The following is an 18,452-nucleotide window of genomic DNA, read 5'->3' as shown; positions in this document are numbered from 1 at the left end:
GGGGTTCGAGCTATTTGAAGGAATGCACTGAGTTCATAACTTCATCGTAGAATGTGATGAACTGAGTCTATTCTTTTTAATAGATTGTTAAGAAAGTCGCTATCTTTAGCAAGCGAATTGGTATAATGAACCGATAATTATATCAGTATTTTTGTTTCGACATTATTAAAGTTAGCCTGCTATCCGTATAAAGATAGCAGTCAACCTTTTGGTAGCGTTAGCTATCCCTAGGAAATAACATGAAAATATTTATCTTGCGTCACGGTGAAGCGGAACATTTCGCGGATACCGATGCAGAAAGACAACTGACCCAAAGAGGCAGAACTGAATCGGAAGCAGTTGCCCGAGCATGTAAAGAGCAAGGTTTTGCTCAATTCGATAAAGTGCTAGTCAGTCCATACATCCGAGCGCAACAAACATGGCAAGAGATCAGCGTCCATTTCTCGGCGAAAAGTATTGAGACTTGTGAAGACATCACGCCATACGGTCAATCGGACCATGTATTTGATTTTGCCAATGCATTGATTGAGGTTGAGAAGTTAGAATCACTTCTGTTTGTGTCGCACTTACCGCTGGTGGGGTATCTCACTTCTGAGTTTGTGAAAGACATGACACCACCGATGTTCCCAACATCTGGCTTGGTGTGCATTGAATACGATCCGCAAACACAACGCGGTGAAGTGTTGTGGCATATCACGCCATAGAACACTCGCTCTCGGGATCACGACTCGAGAAAAACAAAAAGGCAGGGTTAACCTGCCTTTGTCGTTCTTGTTCGTCAGCGAAACATTTTCGAAGTCGGTGGTTTATTTCTCTGGAATAGACAGTAATACCAGTAGCGCACCGTCTCCGCCAAACTCTAAAGGCGCTTGGTGGAATGCCATCACGTCTGGGTGTTGAGCAAGCCACAGCGGTGCTTTCTGCTTCAAGATGTGCTTACCAATGCCGTGTTGAACACACGCACAGTGGATTTCGTTTTTGACACAGTAAGCGATCATCGCACCGAGCTCTCGCTTAGCTTCCAGTTGGGTCATACCATGCATGTCTAGGAAGACATCAGGTACGTACACACCACGGCGCAGACGTTTCACTTCATAAGTTGAGACATCATCACGCGCGTAACGAGTTGGTCCATCCGCATTTAAGAGCGGGACAAACTCATCGGAAAAGTAAAACTCAGAATCACTCGCTTCACGGTTTGAGCGCGTGATTTCTTTTTGCTTAGTATTTTTTTTTGGTTGCTGGATTATGGTATCCTGTCGCAACTTTTTTACGCCCTGTACTGCATCCTTAAACAAGGCGAAATCGTCATCGTGTTCGGTGTCTTTTTTGCTCATTAGGTAAACAATTTCATTTTTACAATTTATGGCAGTATTGTAGCGCTTTTCGGAGGCAATTTTGGATAAGATTTTTGTAGAAGAGGCGGTATCGGAACTGCATACCCTTCAAGATATGATTCGTTGGACGGTCAGCCGCTTTAACGCCGCTAACTTGTTTTACGGTCATGGTACTGATAATGCGTGGGATGAAGCGGTTCAGCTTATCCTGCCGACATTATACTTGCCGATTGATGTGCCTCCGCATGTATTGAACTCTCGCCTAACGACAAGCGAGCGTCTACGTATTGTTGAGCGCGTAGTAAAACGCATCAACGAGCGTACACCAACTGCATACCTAACGAACAAAGCATGGTTCTGCGGTCTTGAGTTCTTTGTTGATGAGCGTGTACTTGTGCCACGTTCTCCAATCGGTGAATTGATTCAAGCGGAATTCCAACCTTGGTTGGTGGAAGAGCCAACTCGCATCATGGACCTATGTACGGGTTCTGGTTGTATCGCGATTGCTTGTGCGCACGCTTTCCCTGAAGCAGAAGTCGACGCGATCGACATCTCTACAGACGCTCTACAAGTGGCTGAACAAAACGTACAAGATCACGGTATGGAGCAGCAAGTGTTCCCAATCCGTTCAGATTTGTTCCGTGATCTGCCAAAAGAGAAGTACAACCTGATCGTGTCTAACCCACCTTACGTGGACGAAGAAGACATGAACAGCCTACCAGACGAGTTCACGCACGAGCCTGAGCTAGGTCTAGCCGCGGGTACTGACGGTCTAAAACTGGTTCGTCGTATTCTTGCCAACGCTCCAGACTACCTAACAGAAAACGGTATTCTTATTTGTGAAGTCGGTAACTCGATGGTTCACATGATGGAACAGTACCCTCAGATCCCATTTACTTGGGTCGAGTTCGAGAACGGCGGTCACGGCGTATTCATGCTAACACGTGATCAGTTAGTTGAATGTGCAGAAGAGTTCAAACTGTACAAAGACTAAGTCTGTCTAAGCAAACCAGTCGAACAAACAATGAAAACACCGAGCCCAGTGCTCGGTGTTTTTTTATCCGCTTCGCAGTGAGCTTGAAAATTCAGGCTGATTTGTTTTTTCCGCCAAAACGGGCTTTACATCAAAACGTAATACCGCCACTATGAATTCACGAAGAATTGATAAGCAGTTGCGCTCCCACAGTTCGAGCGTGGCGACAATAATTTGAGGAAGTAATGGCAGGAAACAGTATCGGACAACATTTCCGAGTGACGACATTCGGGGAAAGTCACGGTATCGCACTAGGATGTATCGTAGACGGATGCCCTCCAGGTTTGGAAATCACTGAGGCAGATCTGCAAACGGATCTCGACCGTCGCCGTCCTGGCACATCACGTTACACCACACAGCGTCGTGAACCGGACGAAGTAAAAATTCTTTCTGGCGTATTTGAAGGTCAAACTACAGGTACTTCAATTGGTTTGATGATTGAGAACACTGACCAGCGTTCTAAAGACTACTCAGACATTAAAGACAAGTTCCGTCCAGGACATGCTGATTACACTTACCACCAAAAATACGGTGTGCGCGATTATCGAGGTGGCGGCCGTTCGTCTGCTCGTGAAACGGCAATGCGTGTGGCGGCTGGTGCAATCGCTAAGAAATACCTGAAAGACGAGTTCGGTGTAGAAATCCGTGCTTACTTGTCGCAAATGGGTGACGTTTCAATCGATAAAGTGGATTGGAATGAAATCGAAAATAATGCGTTCTTCTGCCCAGATGCAGACAAAGTAGAAGCATTTGACCAACTTATCCGTGACCTGAAAAAAGAAGGCGACTCCATTGGCGCAAAAATTCAGGTTGTGGCAACCAACGTGCCTGTTGGTCTTGGTGAGCCTGTATTTGATCGTTTAGATGCAGACATCGCACACGCACTAATGAGCATCAATGCGGTGAAAGGCGTGGAAATCGGCGACGGTTTTGACGTGGTAAACCAAAAAGGCAGCGAGCATCGTGATACGCTTTCTCCAGAAGGCTTCGGCAGCAACCACGCAGGCGGCATTCTTGGCGGTATCTCTACCGGCCAAGAGATTGTTGCAAACATCGCGCTTAAACCAACGTCAAGCATTACGGTTCCAGGTGAAACCATCACTAAAGAAGGTGAACCAACTCAGTTGATCACTAAAGGTCGTCATGACCCATGTGTTGGTATCCGCGCCGTGCCTATCGCAGAAGCGATGCTGGCTATTGTCGTTATGGATCACTTGCTACGTCATCGTGGTCAAAACCATGGCGTACAAACCGAGACTCCAAAGATTTAAGTTTGAAACTTAACTCGATAGAAATGCAAAAGGCTGCTCAGTGAGCGGCCTTTTTTCATATATTTTCAATAGCTTTCGATTCGAATCAGTGAATAGAACCTTCGGTTTCCAAGTGGAATGAAGGCAAGCGCCATTTGAATCGTACTGCCGCCATTCGCAGCATGTAACCAGTAATTAGAGTCACAATCGTCGCAGTTACGTCTGGTACGTTGAACTCAAGTAGCGCTAGGTACAAACCTGATGCGATAAGTGCGACAGAGGCGTAAAGCTCTTCATGCAACACAAGCGGTGTTTGACGACAAATCAAATCACGTAGCAAACCACCAAATACGCCGGTTACTAGCGCAGACACCATACAAATGCCAGGGTGTAAGCCCATACCAATCGCGACTTTGGTGCCGATGATGCTAAATACGATCAAGCCCAGTGCATCCAAACGGATAAATAGCCCTTTGAATTTAATCACCCATTTCGCTAAGCCAGTCGTCAGAACGCCAGCTACACAAGTGATTGCCAAAAATTCTGGATTCTTCACCCAACCTAATGGGTAGTGGCCAAGAAGAATGTCGCGAACCGTACCGCCGCCAATAGCCGTTGCACTGGCTACCAACATAACACCAAACCAATCCATTTTTCTTCGGCCGGCACTCAATGCACCAGTCATGGCTTCAGCCGTGATACCAATGATGTACAACACACTTAGCAGCATAAGGGGACACTCAAATAAAAGGGCTCTGTCATGATCCTTGAGATTAAGGAAAACAGCAGCAAAACTTACCAACAAGACTTAAACCTTGGGGAGAGGCTTAAACCCAAAAAGAATCTCGCTTCAAGTGGCGTTGAAGTCGCCATCGTTAAGCGTAAAAATAAGGCGTGAGTGTAGTGGGAAATGTGATCTGTGACGAATGAGAAATTGTATGGAGAAAGCGACTTTCAGATTAACTCAGCTAATAACCAAACATGTTGTGTGGCTTTACCTGTGTAAGAAAAACAGCGACAATGCGTACCGCATATCAATTTGACGTACAGAATCGATGATGAACCACGAATATCAAGACCTTATCGCTATTTTCAATGACACATTTCTTGGGCCTTTTAACACTGAGTTAGAGCTAGGCGGCGATGAGCCAATTTACTTGCCAGCAGATGAAGAACATCCGCATCATCGGATTATTTTTGCTCGTGGCTTTTACGCGTCAGCGCTGCACGAGATTGCCCATTGGTGCGTAGCAGGACCAGAGCGTCGTTTGCTGGAAGATTTTGGTTATTGGTACGAACCAGATGGTCGCACAGCAGAGGTTCAAGCTGAATTCGAAAAAGTTGAAATTCGCCCTCAAGCTTACGAGTGGATTCTAGCGAAAAGTGCTGACTTCCCTTTTAACGTCAGTTGTGACAATCTACACGGCGATTTTGAACCAGATCGTCTTGGTTTTATGCACAAAGTGCACAATGAAGTAATGGGCATTCTAGAAAGCGGTCTTCCGCCTCGCGTGAAAATGCTATCGGATGCATTACGTGCCTTTTACCAAACCAAGCCGCTGGAAACGTCTGACTTTATACCCAAGTAATTTCAAGTTACGGGTTCAGAGCAATGCTCCCGAAGGGCGAGTTATCTTGGCTTGCAGACATTGTTAATGATTTTTTGATTTAGAACCACTAGATCTTTAAATCATTGCCGCGCCTGCAAACCAAGTTATTCTCGCTGAACCCTGCCACTTGAAGTTTCTTGGGTATACCCTTAAATAACCTCAGAGAAGCTCCATGATTATTGAATTTGAAGAAAAACTACTAGAACTGATTGATGCTCGCATTGAAACGGCATCGGATGATGAATTGTTTGCTGGTGGTTATTTGCGTGGTCACATTTCTCTGTCTGCTGCAGCGTGTGAAGAAGAAGGCATTAACGATGTAACTGAGCTGAAGTCTCGCATTGAAAACAGCCTTGAAGAAGCGCGTTCAGAATTGACGCCTGCCGATCGCGTGATCGTGAGCGATCTATGGCAAGAGCTTCAAGCGCAAGCTTAAGTCTCATTCAGTTATATATGCTTCGATTGGCAGCTCTAAGTTTCTGGTTGAAGCAAAAAGAGTTGAAATAAACTCCTTCGAAATTTTCGAATCTCTCCTTAAAATTTTTGTGGTTGTAGCACACTCGTTCACCTTTTACTCTTGTTAGTACAAAACGTGAACAAAGGACTACAACCATGAAAATTATCGCATTCGGCGCTTCTACTAGCTCTACCTCTATCAATAAAACCCTTGCGACTTACGCTGCTAACCTTGTCGAAGGTGCAGACGTGCAAGTGTTAGACCTCAATAGCTACGATGTTCCTTTGTTCAGTGAAGACAAAGAGAAAGAAATCGGTCAGGCGGAAGGCGCAAAAGTGTTTCTTGCAGATATCGCAACGGCGGACGCTTTGGTGATTTCTTTTGCTGAACACAACGGCTCTTACCCAGCAGCGTATAAGAATCTATTCGATTGGGCGACACGTATCGATCGCAACGTATTCCAAAATAAACCGGCGGTGTACTTAGCGACTTCACCTGGCCCTGGTGGTGCACAAACGGTACTCGCAGCGGCGACAGGCTCTGCGCCTTACTTTGGTGCTGAAGTGAAAGCATCGCAATCTATTCCAAGCTTCTACGATAACTTTGATTTGGAAACGGGAGAATTCCGTAATGCTGAAATTGCAGATCAGGTGAAAGCGGCCGTGGCGGCATTGAATTAAAAAAACTTGTAACCCCCTCTAACTCCCCCTTAGAAAGGGGGAGGACGAATGCGGAGTTCATAACTTGCTCCTCCACTTTTTTAAAATGAGGCTAGGAGTAGTAGTTTGTCTTCAGAGCAACCCCTCGAACTCGCCCTTGACAGGGGGGAGGATTAATGCGGAGTTCATAACTTGCTCCTCACTTTTTTAAGATGAGGCTAGGAGTAGTAGTTTGTCTTCAGAGCAACCCCTCGAACTCGCCCTTGACAGGGGGGAGGATTAATGCGGAGTTCATAACTTGCTCCTCACTTTTTTAAGATGAGGCTAGGAGTGGTAGTTTGTTTTCAGAGCAACCCCTCGAACTCGCCCTTGACAGGGGGAGGATTAATGCGGAGTTCATAACTTGCTCCTCACTTTTTTAAGATGAGGCTAGGAGTGGCTGTTTGTTTTCGGAGCAGCCCCTGACTCCTTCTTGGAAAGATGGATGGACTAAAGCGGGTTAAGAACTTGTTCCTCCCCTTTTTAAGAGGAGGCTAGGAGTGGTTATTTGTTCTCAGAGCTGCGCCCCTGACTCCTTCTTGGAAAGATGGATGGACTAAAGTGGGGGTTAAGAACTTGTTCCTCCCCTTTTTAAGGGGAGGCTAGGAGGGGTTCTTTACGCATTCGAAACGCGTTATAACTCAGTAATCGCCTTACCTTTACGTAGCTTTCTTACCCACATACGGCTAGGGTGCAGCTCAGTCAGTACATCAACAGGCAATGGTAATGGGTCGCCACAGATTTGTGATGCCAACACTTCGGCCATTAGAGGCGCAGAGCTCAAACCACGAGAGCCTAAACCAAGGAAACAGAATAGGTTAGGGAACTGGTGAATCACATCAACGTCTTGTTCTTGTTGATTTTGCAGATCCGCATATTGCGTTTTGATAGTTTCAAAGTCGCCTACGTTACCTACAAACGGCAGGTGATCACGGCTAACACAGCGAATGCCTTGGCGTGATAAATTACCAGAGGTATCCACTTCTTTTGTCCAAGTTTGGTTCGGCAAACATTTCACCAATTTGTCGGCGTTGTCTTTTTGTGCTTCTTCGTCAAATTCGTAGTCTAGGTGACTGCGATCGTAACTTGCACCGATGCACAAGTGCTGATTATTCGGGTTAACAGGTGTCATGTAACCGTCGTAACACAGTACTGTTTTCAGCTTAGACAGCGTTTCAGTTGCAGGGGCGTGGCTAACTTGACCTTTTACCTGACCCATTGGTAGATCCGCGGTTTGGCTTAGTGTTTGGAATTCACTGCCGTTAGCAACCACTACAGTGGAGTGTTCAAAGCTTTGACCGTTTGCTTTCAATGTCCATAGTTGGCGCGCTTCATCCCAAGTTAGTGACTCGACTTGATGCTCGAACTTCACTTCAAAAAGTTCTGTTTTCTCCAGTTGAGCAATCAAACCACGGGTCAGTTCTGCAGGGCATAACCAACCGCCAAGAGGGTAATGAACCGATGCCATATCGATCGGCAAGCCAATTTTTTCAGCCGTCTCTTCAGCAGATAGTTTATGAATTAACTCTGGCGTGAAATTACCAGCAAGCATTTTTTCCAACTTGTCTGCGGATTTGTCATCCCACATCAGCTGAGTAATACCACACCAATCGTGATCAAATTGAATATCTTGCGCTGTTTGGTCAACAAACTGACGGGCAAACAAAAAGCCCGGAGCGAACACGCGTGAAACGCCTTTGTGTGGACCATTTAGCAATGGGTACACTGCGCCTTGGCGGTTGCCTGATGCGCCTTCTGCAGGTTGAGCGTCTTTGCAGTAGAGTGTGACATTTTGACCGCGGCGAATCAGCGTTTTAGCCAAAGCCGCGCTTGCGATGCCGCCACCAATAATCGCGATGGAATCATGATTGGCCGACGCAGTGCGGTTAAACCAAGGTTGGTGGTTTGAATGCGCTTCACGCTGCTCCATCGAACCCGCGATCATTTCGCGTTTGGTACCGAAGCCTTTGACTTTCTTCATTGAAAAGCCTGCTTCGTTTAAGCCGCGACGCACAAAGCCTGCTGCCGTAAAGGTTGCGACCGTACAGCCTTGTTTTGCCAATTTTGCCATGCCGTTGAATAGGTTTTGGTTCCACATTTCTGGGTTTTTGCTTGGTGCAAAACCGTCTAAGAACCAAGCATCAATCAAGCCTTGCTCCCCATAAGGAACAAGCGGCATGCAGTCTTTTATATCGCCAAACCAAAGGTCGAGTGTGATGGCGCCGTCTTCTAAAACAATGCGATGACATTCAGGCACTGCGGCTGGGTAGTGCTGTTGCAGCTTTTCGGCAAATTCTGCCAACTCTGGCCAAGATTGATGTGCTTTTTCTAGATCAGCTTTGCTGAGTGGATACTTCTCAAAACTAACGAAATGCAATTCTTTTAACGCTGCCTCTGGATATTCGCGACGAAATTCGGTAAACCATTGCCACACGGCTAAGAAGTTCAACCCCGTGCCAAATCCGGTTTCGCCAATCACAAAGCGTCTTTGGTCAAATTCCTGCCATCTTTCTGGTAGATGATTTTGTTTGAGGAACACGTAACGCGTCTCTTCGAGACCGTTTACGTTGGAGAAATAAACATCATCAAATTGGTCAGAAACCGGTGTACCAGCTTCGTTCCAACCAAGTTCTGCGTTTTTAATCGAAGTCATAATGGTGCAAATATGTGATTTGGCGCGGTTAGAATTCGGCAATTGTACGAATTTCTGGGAAAGCTGACCACTTTTGTTGACTATCTTAGTTATTATCTAGCGGATTTTTGAATTATAGGAATGTCATAATGAAACGAGTCGTAATCACCGGTATGGGTATTGTTTCAAGTATCGGTAACAACGTCGAAGAAGTTCTAGCGTCTCTTAAAGCGGGCAAATCTGGCATCACTGCGTCTGAGCAGTTTAAAGAAAACGGTCTGCGTTCGCAGGTATGGGGTGATCTGAAAATCAACCCAGCAGAATTTATTGACCGTAAGCAGATGCGCTTTATGGGTGATGCGGCTGCTTATGCATACCTATCAATGCAGCAGGCGATTGAAGACGCTGGTCTATCTGAAGAACAAGTTTCAAACGATCGTACAGGTATCGTTGCTGGTTCTGGTGGTGCTTCTGCATTAAACCAAACAGTGGCAACTGATACGATGCGTGCAAAAGGCGTAAAACGCGTAGGTCCATACATGGTGCCGCGTACTATGTCTTCAACAGTATCAGCGTGTCTTGCAACACCATTTAAGATTCGTGGTGTGAACTACTCAATGAGCTCAGCTTGTGCAACATCTGCACACTGTATCGGTCACGCGATGGAGCTTATTCAACTTGGCAAACAAGACATCGTTTTTGCAGGTGGTGGTGAAGAGCTAGATTGGTCTCAAACGATGATGTTTGATGCAATGGGCGCACTATCTACCAAGTACAACGAAACACCAGAAAAAGCATCTCGTACTTACGATGCTGATCGTGATGGTTTCGTTATTTCTGGTGGTGGCGGCATGCTAGTTATCGAAGAACTAGAGCACGCATTAGCTCGTGGCGCGAAAATCTACGGTGAGATCGTAGGTTACGGTGCGACTTCTGATGGCTACGACATGGTAGCACCATCAGGTGAAGGCGCAATCCGTTGTATGAAGATGGCAATGCAAGACGTTGATAGCATCGATTACATCAACACGCACGGTACTTCTACTCCTGTAGGTGACGTGAAAGAGCTAGGCGCTATCCAAGAGCTATTCGGCAACAACAGCCCAGCAATCTCTGCGACAAAAGCGATGACTGGCCACGCACTAGGTGCAGCTGGTGTTCACGAAGCAATTTACTCAACGCTAATGCTAGACAATGGCTTCATTGCTCCAAGTGTGAATATCTCTAACTTGGATGAAGCAGCACAAGGTCTAGACATCGTAATGGAAGCTCGTGACGCTGAACTGACGACAGTTATGTCAAACAGCTTTGGTTTTGGTGGTACAAACGCGACATTGGTAATCAAAAAGTACCAAGCATAAGCGACCCAAAGCTAACTGAATTTGTTGGGCTGTGATTCTCTTCGTGGAGTGAACCGACCAACAAACCAGTTTCCAGAGCTTGATCAGGTTAACTGATCGAACAGACGCAGACTTTATCCCAAGGAGAGCGGGATAGGATCCTTTTGTTCTGGAACTTTGCCCGGCTAATTTAGCCGGGCTTTTTCTTTTCTGAAACCTGCTTTTGAAAGTCACTTAGGTATAGTTGTTGAGATTTTTCAAGAAAAGGGCACAATCGCTTTAGCTTCGCATCTTGCGAATAAACGAACTCATACAAATGGATGTTAAACGCTGGCGCTATGAAAATTATTGTTGATGAAAATATGCCGTACGCTGAAGAGCTATTCAGCCAACTCGGTGAAGTGATTCTAAAACCCGGTCGTACACTGACAGCCGATGATTTAGTGGATGTAGATGCGCTAATGATTCGCTCAGTCACCAAAGTAAACGCAGAACTGATCAGCAAAGCAAATAAGCTGAAGTTCGTTGGCACGGCGACGGCGGGCATGGATCATGTTGACCAAGCGCTTCTAAAAGAGAAAGGTATTTTCTTCACCGCAGCACCAGGCTGTAACAAAGTCGGCGTTGCTGAGTATGCGTTCAGCGTCATGATGGTACTTTCCCAACAGCAAGGCTTCTCTGTTTTCGATAAAACTGTTGGCATCATCGGTGCGGGTCAAGTGGGTAGCTACCTTGAGAAATGTTTGAAAGGCATGGGCATTAACGTGCTCATCAACGACCCATTCAAGCAAGAGGAGGGAGATTCTCGCAGTTTTACTCCGCTAGCAGAGTTGATCGAACGTTCTGACGTCATCACGCTGCACACACCTATTACCAAAGATGGCCTACACCCAACGCATCATTTGATTGATGATAAGGTGTTAAATGGTCTTCGTTGCGATCAAATTCTTATCAATGCGGCACGCGGTCCTGTTGTGGACAACCAAGCATTGAAGCAACGTTTAATGAAAAACGATGGCTTCACGGCGGCATTAGATGTATTTGAATTTGAACCAGAGGTTGATATGGAGCTTCTGCCTCTGCTAGCATTCGCAACCCCTCATGTTGCAGGCTATGGTCTGGAGGGGAAAGCTCGCGGTACGACGATGATTTTCAACAGCTACTGTGAGTTCTTAAATAACGAATTACGTGCGCATGCCAGCGATTTACTGCCGACCGCGCCTGTTCCTACAATGGTATTGGACAGAGCATGGGATGAAGCAACGCTGCACAACATCACGCAGTTAATCTATGATGTGCGTAAAGATGACGCTCTTTTCCGCCGCGAAATCAGTAAGCCAGGCTCTTTTGACCTGATGCGTAAAAACTACTGGGATCGCCGCGAATACAGCGCTGTCACGCTAGTGGGTAATGAAACATGCAATCTTGCACCATTAGCAGAACTAGGTTTTCAGGTTGAGGTAAGTCAATGAGCCAGCAATACAATGTTGCCGTATTAGGTGCGACCGGCGCGGTCGGTGAAACAATTTTGGAAGTGCTTCAAGAGCGCAAATTCCCAGTAGGCGAAATCTTCCTGTTGGCAAGTGAACGCAGTGAAGGTAAGACTTACCGCTTCAACGGTAAAACAATTCGCGTTCAAAACGTAGAAGAGTTTGATTGGTCTCAAGCGCATATTGCGTTGTTTTCAGCTGGTGGCGAGTTGTCTGCTAAATGGGCACCAGTTGCCGCAGACGAAGGCGTTATCGTGATCGACAACACGTCTCATTTCCGCTACGAATACGACATTCCTTTGGTGGTGCCAGAAGTTAACCCAGAAGCAATTGCTGAGTTCCGTAACCGTAACATCATTGCGAACCCGAACTGTTCAACCATCCAGATGCTAGTGGCACTAAAGCCTATTCACGATGCTGTTGGTATTGAGCGTATCAACGTTTCAACTTACCAATCCGTGTCTGGTGCGGGTAAAGCTGGTATTGATGAGCTTGCAGGTCAGACTGCGAAACTACTGAATGGTCTTCCTGCGGACAAGAAAGAATTTTCTCAACAGATCGCGTTTAACTGTATTCCACAAATCGACCAGATGATGGAAAACGGCTACACCAAAGAAGAAATGAAAATGGTGTGGGAGACGCAAAAGATCTTTAACGACCCATCAATCACTGTAAACCCAACGTGTGTACGCGTTCCGGTATTTTACGGTCATGCAGAAGCATTACATGTTGAAACTCGTTCACCAATCGATGCACAAGAAGTGGTTAACCTGCTTGAGCAAACGGATGGCATCGAAGTGTTCCACGGTGAAGATTTCCCAACACAAGTGCGTGATGCAGGCGGCAAAGACCACGTAATGGTTGGTCGTATTCGCAATGATATTAGTCATCACAGTGGTGTAAACCTATGGGTAGTTGCTGATAACGTACGCAAAGGTGCAGCGACAAACGCCGTACAAATTGCTGAAGTTTTGATTCGCGATTACTACTAAGCCACGCTGACGAATGAATCCAAAGCCTCGCACACTGCGAGGCTTTTTTGTTCGAACGGCGTAAATTTGTGTGAGATTAGTACGAATATGGTGAGAGCCACACATTTTTTGCCCTCAAAGCTATAGTTTTGCGTGTGTTATCCGATATATTTAACCGATCACCATTTCAAATTGTTTCTAGCACCAAACTGAGCCTTCTATGCGTCAAAATTATAAGCGTTTGTTAGCAGCCCTTGTGTTGATGAGCGCGACTCAGACATCGTCAGTGGTTCAAGCCGAAGGAATTCGACTTGTAGGACCCTCTGGTGAAGTGCAAACGTCTCCTAGCTACGCTGAGGAGATGGAGCGAGCGTTACCTGCTCCGCCTGAAAATAACCAACCGTCGCGCTTTTATGGTCCGACGAATAAAAACGAGACTTTGTGGTCGATTGCTTCTCAATTGCGACCTTCTCGTAATGTTTCTGTTCAACAGACGCTTCTCGCCATTTACCGAATCAACCCTCAAGCGTTTGATAACCAGAATATTCATGAATTGATCCCGGGCAGCCGACTTCGCGTGCCTTCATTAGAGCAAGTTCAGAGTGCTACCACGCCTCAGGCGATTGCCGTGATGAATGCTCATGAAGTTCGATTAGCTCAACAAAAACCAGCAAAAACATCGCCTGTTAAGCCAAAACCGGAAACACCAAAGCCTACGGCTGAAGTTACGAAACCTCAACCTAAGCCAGAAGTTGCTCAAATTGAGCCGTCTAAACCGGAATTGGCAAAGCCAGAACCAATCAAGACGGTTGAGTCTACGACCCCCGTACCTGAAGTCGTGACTTCACCGGAAGGTGAGAAACAAGTAACAGCACTTAAAGATAAACTGCAAGGCTCACAAAGTGAGTTGGACTCTCTCGAAGAGAAGAACCATCGTTTACGTTTGATGCTGTCTGAAGTGCAGAGCGAGGTCGCAACGCTTAAAACTTCGCTCAACGATGAAGAACGAATTCGCTCTGAAGTTGAAAAACTGCTAGCGGAAGAACGTCAGCGTCTTGCAGAGCAGCAACGAATGCAGCCAAGTACGATGGACAAGGTTCTGTCTAACGGTTGGCTAGTAGGCCTTGCAGCACTTATTCCAGGTGCATTGATTGCCATGTTAATCGTCATGTTGCTTGGTCGTCGCTCTAAAGCGAAAGAGGAAGAAGCTGCTGCGCAAGAACAGCAAAGTGTTGATCCACTTGCTGCGCCAATCGGATTGGCAGCGGCAGATGAGTTGGATGAAGAATTAAGTCTAGACGACGATTTGTTTGGTGACGATGACGACACGGAACAACTATTCGGCCAAGAAGAAGCGCAGTCAGAAGAAGAGGATGTCTTTGCTAATCTGGATGACGACGATCTCGATTTCAACCTCGAAGGGGATGATGGCGAAGACCCATTCGCGGGGATTGGGGATGATGGCGATCTTGACGTTGGCTTCGATGAATTTGACTCTTCAAGCAATGGCATAAAAGTAAACGGCGAAGAAAAAGCGCTCGGTCTTGAAGAGATGGAGCGTGCACTTGATGAAGTCTCTCCAGAGCTTGAAGTTTTGGATGATGACGATGAAGTCGGTTTCGATCTTTCAGAGGAAGATAACGCTGATGTGATGTCGGATGATGCATTTGCTGAGTTACTCTCTGCTGACGACCCATCTGAAGAGTTACAAAGTGACGCGGTTGATCAAGCCATGCTTGATGACTTATTTGCTGACCTTGATGGTGACGACCTCAATCTTGATGTTGAGGACGAGAAGCCATCTCAAGTGTCAGAGAGTGCTTTCTCTGCTGGTGAAGCAACCGACGATGACATCGATAAACTGCTTGCTCAGTATGAACAGCCAGTAAGTGCGGATGCCGATGACCCACTACTTGATGAACTAGAATCATTGTCTGGTCTGTCTGATTCAGACTTAGAGCAGGATGATGCATCAGCACTCCTCGATGAGTTGATGGGTGACGGCGAAGGTGAATCAATCAATGAGCGAGATCCTCTTGACGATCTAGAAGACATTGCAGGCTTGAGTGAAGAACCTTCCATTGATGAAGACAGCACAGATTTGCTTGACGAGTTGATTGGTTTTGATGATGAGGATGCATCTGACGATGATTTTGATCCACTTGATGAACTAGAGAAACTGTCTGGTTTTGAGGGCGATGACGCATTAGAAGATCTTGATGAAAACAGCGTCGATTTGTTGGATGAGCTACTTGATGACAGCGGCGATGAAACAATAGACGAACAAGAGCCTACGGACGTTGACCCATTCGATGATTTGATTCGTGAAGATGATGAGCCAGAAATCGCGAGCGCGCAGCAAAGTGACGATGACTTATTGGCCTCGTTAGGTTTTGATGATCTTGAGCCAGAAGCGACTCAACCTGCTGAAACTCAACAACAGGTTAAATCTGCTTCTGAATTGGAAGACGAAAAGGCGCTTGGTCTGGATTCAGGCTTAGATATCGATGTATTACTGAACGAGAACCAACCAGAGGTTGAGCCGAAAGTAGATGCGTTGAGCCGCGAATCAGAGGCTGAATCAGCACTAGAACAAACCGTTGAAGATTTTGACAAAGAGGATTTCTTTGGTGATTTAGAAGATTCAATCCCAGAGCACGATCCTTTGATGTCGGAATTGGATGAGTTGTTTGAATCTAATGAAGACGATCTAAAACAAGCAGAGCAAGAGCGCGCCGATTTCGCTGCGGAACTGGATGCGCTTATTAGTGAGCAAGCGACAGAAGAAGATGAGTTAGATTTTGAACCTGAGTTGATTCAAGAACCTTCTATCGAATCAGAACCGCAAGATGCGATCTTAGAAAAAGCGGACTCAGACGTTGAAACATCACTCAGCAAAACAGAAGAAGAGCCCGCGTTCACTCCGACGCCAAACACCGTCGAAAATGAATTTGGTATTCCGCAAGAAGAAGACTGGCTTGTTGATGACATAGAGCCCGAGACGAAGACGGAACAAGAACCCGTAGCGGCAAGTTCAACTGAGACAGCTACCGAAGACGAAGAGTTCAACTTCGACGAACTGGATCTTCCGGAGTTCAACGAAGAAGATGCACTAACATCAATGGCACAAGAGCCAGAGTTAGCTGAATCTGAAACCGCTGATCCAGAAACTGCGGCGAATGAGCCAACGGCTGAAGAAGAAGAATTCAATTTTGATGATTTAGAGCTTCCGGAGTTCAGTGAAGAAGATGCACTAACATCAATGGCGCAAGAGCCAGAGTTAGCTGAGTCTGAAATTGCTGAACCAGAAACAGCGGCGAATGAGCCAACGGCTGAAGAAGAATTCAACTTTGATGATTTAGAGCTTCCGGAGTTCAGTGAAGAAGATGCACTAACGTCAATGGCGCAAGAGCCAGAGTTAGCTGAACCTGAAACCGCTGAACCAGAAACTGCGGCGATTGAGCCGACGGCCGAAGGCGAAGAATTCAACGTCGATGAGCTAGACCTTCCGGAGTTCAACGAAGAAGATGCTCTAGCGTCAATGGCGCAAGAGCCAGAGTTAGCTGAATCTGAAACCGCTGAACCAGAAACTGCGGCGATTGAGCCAACGGCCGAAGACGAAGAATTCAACTTCGATGAGCTAGACCTTCCGGAGTTCAACGAAGAAGATGCACTAACGTCAATGGTACAAGAGCCAGAGTTAGCTGAATCTGAAACTACTGACCCAGAAACTGCGGCGAATGAGCCAGTGGCTGAAGATGAAGAGTTCGACTTCGATGATCTGGATCTTCCGGAGTTCAGCGAAGAAGATGCTCTTGCATCAATGGCTGACGAGCCAAGATTGTCAGAAGCAGAAACTTCACAGCCAGCCGCCGGCATGGCGAGCGATGAGGAGTTCAACTTTGATGATCTGGACTTGCCAGAGTTCAATGAAGAAGATGCATTGGCTTCAATGGGCGATGCAGAACTAGAAACGCCGGTAAAGCACCCTGAAGCGTCTCAAACTGTTATTCAATCAGACAATGACCATGATGCTTTGTTTGATGTATTCGCGCAGCCAGAGGCTTTCAGTGTCGAGCCTGATCCCGTTCCCGAAGCACAAGCAGACTTAGAGTCTGAACTCAATGATTTTGAAGAATCTGCAATGGCGAACCTGTTGTCAGAAAACGCAGACTCAGAAGTGTTTGATGGAAAATTGGACAATGACACCATCGCAAGTGCGGGTATGGATTTCGAAACCATGCTGGATGTGGGCGATGACTGGGATGGTTTTAAACTGTCATCAGACAGCGCGGCGTCAACAACGGAAGTCCCAGAAGATCAAAGAGACGTTTGGAGCTCGACAGAAGCACTTGCGCAACCAGAAATCGCTCAGGAAAACTGGGGTGAGCAGGATGATCTTACCGACTTCGACCCGAAGAAAAATCAATTCATGACGATTGATGAGTTGATGGCTCAAGTGGATAAAAATGGCGGTGACTTCGAAGAGCAAGAATTAAAGCTTGATGTTGGTTTGAATGAGTTCCCTGATGTGATTGGTGACATCGGTGATGTGGATGTAGACACCAACGCAGAAGCCGCAGGTAAGCTTGATTTAGCAAAAATCTATCTAGAAATGAACGATCCTCAAGGGGCGATCAAATTGCTAGAAGAGGCCATCGTCTACGGTGAAGATGATATTCGCCGTGAAGCGAAAGGGCTTATCGACGCCATTAACGGTCGATAAAGAAAAATGGGTAGCAAATGCTGCCCATTTTTGTATCTGGAAGGACTTACGTATATACTTCCCGCCCCATTTTAGAGTTCGAAGGTTAAAATGAGAATCGCATTAGGTATCGAGTATAACGGTACAAATTACTTTGGTTGGCAACGCCAAAGAGAAGTGAAAAGTGTCCAAGAAGCGCTGGAAAAAGCACTTTCTGTAGTAGCAAATCACCCTGTAGAAGTTCAGTGCGCTGGTCGTACCGATGCAGGTGTACACGGCACAGGACAAGTTGTTCACTTCGACACCAATGTAAATCGAAAAATGGTTGCTTGGACAATGGGCGCAAATGCGAACATGCCAAGTGATATCGCTGTCCGCTGGGCGGTAGAAGTACCTGATGACTTCCATGCACGATTCTCAGCGACGGCGCGTCGATACCGCTACATCATCTTCAATCACGCATTGCGTCCTGGCATCTTAAATTCTGGAGTGAGCCATTATCACGGTGACTTGGATGAAAAGAAAATGCACGAAGCAGGACAATACTTGCTTGGTGAGAATGACTTCAGTTCATTTCGTGCAGCACACTGCCAATCGTTGAGCCCTTGTCGAAATATGATGCACTTGAACGTGACTCGACATGGTGACTACGTCATTATCGATATTAAAGCGAACGCTTTTGTTCACCACATGGTGCGTAACATTACAGGCAGTTTGATTAAAGTGGGTCGTGGCGAAGAAAAGCCTGAATGGATCAAGTCACTTTTAAAAGCAAAAGACCGCAAATTAGCGGGTGCAACGGCCAAGGCTGAAGGTTTGTATTTGGTTGATGTGGACTACCCAGAAGCGTTTGGATTACCACAAGTGCCGATCGGTCCGCTATTTTTACCGGATAATTTGAACTAAATTTGCGAATTTGTTTCAAATTA

At 46.3% G+C, this 18,452-nt stretch carries 14 protein-coding genes; 11 read left to right on the top strand and 3 right to left on the bottom strand.

Annotation, left to right across the window (positions count from 1 at the left end; translation table 11 throughout):
- The first annotated feature begins 239 nt into the window (after positions 1–239).
- Positions 240–704 carry a phosphohistidine phosphatase SixA gene (gene sixA / locus L1076_RS07370; protein WP_038871355.1) on the top strand — a complete coding sequence of 155 codons (465 nt, stop codon included), beginning with the start codon at positions 240–242 and terminating at the stop codon, positions 702–704.
- Positions 705–806: 102 nt separating this feature from the next.
- Here the strand turns inward: sixA and smrB are convergent, their stop codons facing one another.
- On the bottom strand, positions 807–1,337 hold the full coding sequence (smrB, locus tag L1076_RS07365; RefSeq protein WP_038871353.1) for an endonuclease SmrB: 531 nt from the start codon (positions 1,335–1,337) through the stop codon (positions 807–809).
- A gap of 61 nt (positions 1,338–1,398) precedes the next feature.
- Here smrB and prmB point away from each other — a divergent pair, with 61 nt between their 5' ends.
- Positions 1,399–2,331, top strand: a complete 933-nt coding sequence (gene prmB / locus L1076_RS07360) for a 50S ribosomal protein L3 N(5)-glutamine methyltransferase (protein WP_038871350.1) — start codon at positions 1,399–1,401, stop codon at positions 2,329–2,331.
- Positions 2,332–2,555: 224 nt separating this feature from the next.
- Positions 2,556–3,641 carry a chorismate synthase gene (aroC, locus tag L1076_RS07355; RefSeq protein ID WP_005433120.1) on the top strand — a complete coding sequence of 362 codons (1,086 nt, stop codon included), beginning with the start codon at positions 2,556–2,558 and terminating at the stop codon, positions 3,639–3,641.
- A gap of 85 nt (positions 3,642–3,726) precedes the next feature.
- Here aroC and L1076_RS07350 read toward each other — a convergent pair whose 3' ends face one another.
- Complete coding sequence (locus tag L1076_RS07350) at positions 3,727–4,350, bottom strand: trimeric intracellular cation channel family protein (protein ID WP_009707348.1); 624 nt, start codon at positions 4,348–4,350, stop codon at positions 3,727–3,729.
- A gap of 328 nt (positions 4,351–4,678) precedes the next feature.
- On the opposite strand from L1076_RS07350, the gene L1076_RS07345 reads away from it, so the two are divergent.
- From L1076_RS07345 to L1076_RS07335, 3 genes are all read left to right on the top strand, one after another.
- Positions 4,679–5,209, top strand: coding sequence for an elongation factor P hydroxylase (locus tag L1076_RS07345; RefSeq protein WP_104036819.1), 531 nt, complete (start codon positions 4,679–4,681; stop codon positions 5,207–5,209).
- Positions 5,210–5,402: 193 nt separating this feature from the next.
- A complete protein-coding gene (locus L1076_RS07340) occupies positions 5,403–5,666 on the top strand; it encodes a YfcL family protein (RefSeq protein ID WP_005433127.1) in 264 nt (87 codons plus the stop codon).
- A 176-nt stretch (positions 5,667–5,842) separates the two neighbouring features.
- Positions 5,843–6,367 (top strand): NADPH-dependent FMN reductase, encoded by a 525-nt coding sequence (locus L1076_RS07335; RefSeq protein ID WP_104023751.1) that lies wholly within the window; start codon positions 5,843–5,845, stop codon positions 6,365–6,367.
- Positions 6,368–7,019: 652 nt separating this feature from the next.
- Here the strand turns inward: L1076_RS07335 and mnmC are convergent.
- Entirely contained in the window at positions 7,020–9,038 is a 2,019-nt protein-coding gene (gene mnmC, locus L1076_RS07330) for a bifunctional tRNA (5-methylaminomethyl-2-thiouridine)(34)-methyltransferase MnmD/FAD-dependent 5-carboxymethylaminomethyl-2-thiouridine(34) oxidoreductase MnmC (RefSeq protein ID WP_039974155.1), read from the bottom strand.
- 128 nt (positions 9,039–9,166) lie between these two features.
- Here mnmC and fabB point away from each other — a divergent pair, with 128 nt between their 5' ends.
- From fabB to truA, 5 genes are all read left to right on the top strand, one after another.
- A complete protein-coding gene (gene fabB / locus L1076_RS07325; protein ID WP_038878775.1) occupies positions 9,167–10,378 on the top strand; it encodes a beta-ketoacyl-ACP synthase I in 1,212 nt (403 codons plus the stop codon).
- 317 nt (positions 10,379–10,695) lie between these two features.
- Entirely contained in the window at positions 10,696–11,829 is a 1,134-nt protein-coding gene (locus L1076_RS07320) for a 4-phosphoerythronate dehydrogenase (RefSeq protein WP_038878786.1), read from the top strand.
- The gene (locus L1076_RS07315) at positions 11,826–12,839 is read left to right on the top strand and encodes an aspartate-semialdehyde dehydrogenase (RefSeq protein ID WP_038878778.1); all 1,014 of its coding nucleotides are present in this window, start codon (positions 11,826–11,828) and stop codon (positions 12,837–12,839) included. Before L1076_RS07320 ends, L1076_RS07315 begins: the two co-directional genes overlap by 4 nt.
- Positions 12,840–13,038: 199 nt before the next feature.
- Entirely contained in the window at positions 13,039–17,544 is a 4,506-nt protein-coding gene (locus L1076_RS07310; RefSeq protein ID WP_237303456.1) for a FimV/HubP family polar landmark protein, read from the top strand.
- 90 nt (positions 17,545–17,634) lie between these two features.
- Complete coding sequence (gene truA, locus L1076_RS07305) at positions 17,635–18,429, top strand: tRNA pseudouridine(38-40) synthase TruA (protein WP_237303455.1); 795 nt, start codon at positions 17,635–17,637, stop codon at positions 18,427–18,429.
- Positions 18,430–18,452 lie beyond the last annotated feature (23 nt).

It is taken from the genome of Vibrio sp. MMG023 (assembly GCF_021654215.1).
Classification (GTDB): domain Bacteria; phylum Pseudomonadota; class Gammaproteobacteria; order Enterobacterales; family Vibrionaceae; genus Vibrio; species Vibrio jasicida.
The sequence above is the reverse complement of the archived record's forward strand: the minus strand, read 5'-3'. Positions and strand labels throughout refer to the sequence as shown.

Coding starts and splice junctions, on each gene's coding strand:
- fabB (WP_038878775.1), top strand. CDS start 9,167: ATGAAACGAGTCGTAATCACCGGTATGGGTATTGTTTCAAGTATCGGT.
- mnmC (WP_039974155.1), bottom strand. CDS start 9,038: ATGACTTCGATTAAAAACGCAGAACTTGGTTGGAACGAAGCTGGTACA.
- L1076_RS07345 (WP_104036819.1), top strand. CDS start 4,679: ATGAACCACGAATATCAAGACCTTATCGCTATTTTCAATGACACATTT.
- L1076_RS07350 (WP_009707348.1), bottom strand. CDS start 4,350: ATGCTGCTAAGTGTGTTGTACATCATTGGTATCACGGCTGAAGCCATG.
- smrB (WP_038871353.1), bottom strand. CDS start 1,337: ATGAGCAAAAAAGACACCGAACACGATGACGATTTCGCCTTGTTTAAG.
- sixA (WP_038871355.1), top strand. CDS start 240: ATGAAAATATTTATCTTGCGTCACGGTGAAGCGGAACATTTCGCGGAT.
- truA (WP_237303455.1), top strand. CDS start 17,635: ATGAGAATCGCATTAGGTATCGAGTATAACGGTACAAATTACTTTGGT.
- L1076_RS07335 (WP_104023751.1), top strand. CDS start 5,843: ATGAAAATTATCGCATTCGGCGCTTCTACTAGCTCTACCTCTATCAAT.
- L1076_RS07310 (WP_237303456.1), top strand. CDS start 13,039: ATGCGTCAAAATTATAAGCGTTTGTTAGCAGCCCTTGTGTTGATGAGC.
- aroC (WP_005433120.1), top strand. CDS start 2,556: ATGGCAGGAAACAGTATCGGACAACATTTCCGAGTGACGACATTCGGG.
- L1076_RS07320 (WP_038878786.1), top strand. CDS start 10,696: ATGAAAATTATTGTTGATGAAAATATGCCGTACGCTGAAGAGCTATTC.
- L1076_RS07315 (WP_038878778.1), top strand. CDS start 11,826: ATGAGCCAGCAATACAATGTTGCCGTATTAGGTGCGACCGGCGCGGTC.
- L1076_RS07340 (WP_005433127.1), top strand. CDS start 5,403: ATGATTATTGAATTTGAAGAAAAACTACTAGAACTGATTGATGCTCGC.